Source organism: Mameliella sp. AT18 (assembly GCF_028807275.1).
In the GTDB taxonomy this organism is placed as follows: domain Bacteria; phylum Pseudomonadota; class Alphaproteobacteria; order Rhodobacterales; family Rhodobacteraceae; genus Antarctobacter; species Antarctobacter albus.
Map to the genome: position 1 here is coordinate 1 of NZ_JARAMO010000137.1, position 4,615 is coordinate 4,615.

A 4,615-nucleotide genomic window follows, 5' to 3' on the forward strand; every position below is an offset into this window, starting at 1 on the left:
TCCAGCGCGTCGCGCAGCCCGTCGCCCAGGTAGTTGACCGAGAGCACGGTCAGCGAGATGGCGATGCCGGGCAGCAGCACGCGTTCCGGGAATTCCTCCATCCGGACCACGGCGTCGGCCAGCATCTTGCCCCAGGTCGGGAAGTCCGAGGGGAAGCCAACGCCGAGGAAGGACAAGGCCGATTCCGTGATGATCGCCGTGGCCAGACCCAGCGCCGCCGAGACCATGATCGGTGACAGGACGTTGGGCAGCAGGTGGCGCCGGATGATCTTGAACTGGGTTGTCCCGATCGAGCGCGCCGCCAGCACGAATTCGCGTTCCTTGATGGCCAGGATGTCGCCCCGCACGATCCGCGCCGTGGGCATCCATGAGGTGATGGCAATCATCGTGACGATCAGGATGAACATGCCCCCCTCCGGCCCGAAGTTGGCCCTCAGTGGTTGTCGGAACAGCGTCCCCGCCAACAGGAGCAGGGGCAGGATCGGCAGCGAGAGGAACAGGTCCGTCATGCGCATCAGGAACCCGTCCAGCCGTTTGAAGAAGCCCGCCGCCACGCCGACGGCGGTGCCGATCACGAGGCTGAGGATCATCGCCGCCCAGCCCACCGCCATCGAGGCGCGGCCTCCGGCGATCATCTGCGCAAGCTGGTCACGGCCCAGCTGGTCCGAGCCGAAGGGCTTGTTCCATCCGGTCCGCGCATCGGAATCCCACAGCGCGACATAGATCGGGCGGAAGTCCTTGTTGCGGATGTCGATCTTTTGCGGATCGACCTGGTACAGCCAGGGGCCGATCAGCACCGCCAGGGTGATGAAGATCAGGAAGCCCAGGCCGAACATGGCGCCCTTGTGCTTGCGGAACTGGTCCCAGACGTCCTTGGCGCGGGACCGTGGCGGTTTCGACGGTTCCTTGTCCTGCAGGGCCTGGATGGCCTGCAATGGCTCGTCCGCGGGGGTGGTGTTGTCAGTCATAGCGGATCCTCGGGTCGAGCAGGCCGTAGAGGATGTCGGCAACAAGGTTGAAGAGCACGATCAGCACGGCAAAGATGAAGGTCAGGGTCATGACCATCGGCAGGTCGTTGGCGAAAAGCGCGGTGATCAGCAGCTGGCCGATCCCGTTCACCTTGAACACCTGTTCGGTGATGATGGCGCCGCCGAAGATGGCCGGCACCCCCAGCGCGATCACGGTCACGACCGGGATCAGCGAGTTGCGCACGACATGGACATTGACCACGATCGCCTCTGACAGGCCCTTGGCGCGGGCGGTGCGGACGTAATCCTGGTTGAGGTTGTCCAGCATCGAGGCGCGCATGTAGCGGCTCAGCTGGGCGGTGATCTGCAGTGCCAGCACCATGACCGGCATGATCATCTGGCTGAGCTGGACCTTGAAGCTGGCCCAGTCGTTCACGACATGGGTGGTGTCGTAGATCGAGGGGAACCAGCCAAGCTGGACGGAAAAGATCACGATCAGCAGCGGGCCGGTGAAGAAGGGCGGGATCGAGAAACCGATCATGGTCACGAAGGTGCCCGCCTGGTCAAAGACCGAATACTGCCTGTAGGCCGAGTAGACGCCCACCGGGATGGCGATCAGGATGGCGACGACATAGGCCGTGCCGACCACCCAGAGCGTCTGCGGAATGCGCTGGATGATGATGTCCATGACCGGCGACCGTGTCTGCCACGAGATCACGCGTTGCGCGCCCTCTGTCATGTTGGTTCCGAAGGCCCAGTCGATAAAGACCTTGGGTTCGGTCCAGAAGACCTGCACCAGCCATTTCCAATATTGCACGAGCGGGGGTTCCCCCAGCCCGAGCGCCTGTCGCATCTTTTCCTTGACCTCGGCGGGTACGGTGAGCGGCACCTGCGCCATCGGGTCGCCCGGGGCAAGCTGGAGCAGCATGAAGATGACAAAGCTGATGAAGAGAAGCGTCGGGATCGAAAGGACCAGACGTCGCGTCGCGTAGGAGAGCATCAAACGCCTCTGATTTTTGCGGCTTTGGAGCCGGGGGCAGGCCGGGCCGGAGTGGGTCCGGCCTGCGGAAGGAGCGCGCCGGGCGCGCCCCGGTTTTCAGCCGATCAGTCGATCCGGTACCAGTCGGCCACGTTCCACAGCTCGCTGTCCCAGACGTTCAGCTTGACGCCGCCGAGGCTGTTGGAATGCGCCGAGAGGCGGCCACGGTGGACCAGCGGGATCATCGCGCCACGCTCGAAGGCCATGCGGCTCAGCTCGCGGCCGATGCGCTGGCGCTCTGCCATGTCGGCGGTCTCGGACAGCTGCTTGTGCAGCGCGTCGTATTCCTCGTCGCAGAAGCGGCTGATGTTCTCGCCCTGCCACTGGGTTTCCGGACGCGGTGCCTTGTCGCACAGACCGTTGCCCAGGTAGGCCTGCGGGTCAGTGCCGTTGAAGGTGTTGGCGTACATTTCGACGTCGGCATAGAACTTCTGGAAGGTGTCGGGCGAACCCGGATCGCCACCGAAGAAGACCGATGCATCGACCGAGCGCAGCTCGACTTCCATGCCGATCTGTTCCCACCAGTCCTTGATCAGCGCCTGGAAGTCCTGGCGGACGGCGTTGACGGAGGTCTGGTAGACGATCGACAGCGGCACGCCGTCCTTCTCGCGGATGCCGTCACCGTCGGTGTCGACGATGCCCGCATCGTCCAGCATCTTCTTGGCGCCCTCGATGTCCTGCACGTCGCAGCCTTCGATGTCGGCGGCAAAGGCGGCAGGGGCGGGGACCCAGGAACAGGACACGCGGCCGGCCTGGCCATAGCCGATTTCCACCAGCAGGTTGCGGTCGATGGCCATCGACATCGCCTTGTAGACCGCCGGATCACCCAGGAAGGGGTGCGGACGGATCACCGACCGTTCGTCCGGGCCAAGTGCCGGATCGGGGTTGGTGTTGTTCAGCATGATGCGTTCCAGCAGCGGGCCGAAGCCGGCCACCGGCACACACATGCCGCCCGCTTCCATCTTGGCGATGACATCGGGGGCCAGCTGCAGGTTCCAGGCATAGTCGAACTCGCCGGTTTCCATCACGGCGGTGCCCGCCGCGGCCGCCGAACCGCCGCCCTTGAAGGTCACGGTGGCGAAGGCCGGCTTGGCCGGGTCGCGGTAGTTGTCGTTGGCCTTCATGGTGATCACGTCGTTCGGCTTGAACTCGGTGACGACGAAGGGGCCGGTGCCGATCGGGTTGAAGTTCTGCTCGGTGCAGGTCGAGGCCGCGGCGCCGACACAGTTCTCGAACTGGGCCTTCTGCAGGATCGGGCTCTCACCGCCGACGAAGGGGCCGTAGGGGTTCGGGGTCGGACCTTCGAAGGTGACGACGATGGTCGACTCGTCCGGCGTCTCGACCGAGGTCACGCCTTCGAACTTGGTGACCTGCGCGCAGCCGCCCTCGGGGTGGGTGCAGTATTCATAGGTGAACTTGACGTCTGCGGAGGTCAGCGGCGAGCCGTCCGACCACAGGATGCCCGGGCTCAGTTTCCAGGTGATCTGGGTCAGGTCCTCGGAGACACCGCCATTGGCAACGGTGGGGATCTCGTCGACCAGCCAGGGCACCAGTTCACCCATCTCGTTGTAGCGTGCCAGCGGTTCGATGATCATCGACGAGGATTCGACGTCCTTGGTGCCACCCGAAAGGAACGGGTTCAGGATCGACGGAGCCTGCCAGTAGATGATCTTGACGTCGCCGTCAGACGCACGCTCGGCAAAGGCTGCGGGAGCCAGTGCAACGGCGGCGGCTGCCCCGAGCATCAGGGTCTTGAGTCTCATGATATCACTCCATGTTGGTCGGGACCGGATGTCTTGCCCGGCCCCTTCGTTGTGATGGGATGGTCGGTCAGATGCGCCGGCGATTGCAACCGCCATTTGCACATCGATGAACCGGAAACCCCACCCGTTCCCCATCGAAAGCAGAACATGCGCAAAATGCAAGCATTGCCTAACGTAAAAGCACTGCGGGTCTTTACAGCGGACCTGCGCAGCCCATAGCCTTTGCCTTCAGGACATGGGGAGCACGCAACAATGCTGGACAGCGCACCGAACTCGCAGACCGCAGGACCGATCGCGCGGATCGACAAGCTGCGGGTGGAGTTCCAGACCAAGGACGGCCCGGTCGTCGGTGTCGAGGACGTCAGTTTCGACATCGGTCCGGGGGAAACGGTCTGCGTGGTGGGCGAATCCGGCTCCGGCAAATCGGTGTCCTCGCTTTCGCTGATGCGGCTGGTGGAATACGGCGGCGGCGACATCGCCGGCGGCCGGTTGCTGTTCGACCGCAAGGATGGCGGCGAGGTCGACCTGCGCACCCTCGACCAGAAGCACATGCGCGACATCCGCGGCAACGAGATCGGCATGATCTTCCAGGAGCCGATGACCGCGCTGAACCCCGTGTTCACGGTCAAGAAACAACTGACAGAGGGGCTGCGCGTCCACCGCGGGATGAGCGCGAAACAGGCCGAGGAACGGGCGGTCGAGCTCTTGCGCGAGGTGCGCATCCCGGAACCGGAACGGCGCCTGAACCAGTACCCGCACGAACTGTCGGGCGGGATGCGGCAGCGCGTGGTGATCGCGATGGCGATGGCCTGCAAGCCGCGCCTGCTGATCGCGGACGAACCGAC

Annotated in this window: 4 protein-coding genes; 1 reads left to right on the plus strand and 3 read right to left on the minus strand. The window is 64.2% G+C overall.

All coding sequences use genetic code 11. The features are described 5' to 3' along the window. The 3 genes from PVW46_RS13855 to PVW46_RS13865 form a co-directional block, all read right to left on the minus strand. Positions 1 to 968: ABC transporter permease (locus PVW46_RS13855; protein WP_274576256.1), on the minus strand; the 968-nt coding region annotated here is incomplete at its 3' end. Next, on the minus strand, positions 961 to 1,968 hold the full coding sequence (locus PVW46_RS13860) for an ABC transporter permease (RefSeq protein ID WP_043143296.1): 1,008 nt from the start codon (positions 1,966 to 1,968) through the stop codon (positions 961 to 963). The genes PVW46_RS13860 and PVW46_RS13855, both read right to left, overlap by 8 nt. Positions 1,969 to 2,072: 104 nt before the next feature. Next, positions 2,073 to 3,770 carry a peptide ABC transporter substrate-binding protein gene (locus tag PVW46_RS13865; RefSeq protein ID WP_274576259.1) on the minus strand — a complete coding sequence of 566 codons (1,698 nt, stop codon included), beginning with the start codon at positions 3,768 to 3,770 and terminating at the stop codon, positions 2,073 to 2,075. Positions 3,771 to 4,022: 252 nt separating this feature from the next. On the opposite strand from PVW46_RS13865, the gene PVW46_RS13870 reads away from it, so the two are divergent. Next, on the plus strand, positions 4,023 to 4,615 hold a 593-nt coding region (locus PVW46_RS13870; RefSeq protein ID WP_274576262.1), incomplete at its 3' end, for an ABC transporter ATP-binding protein.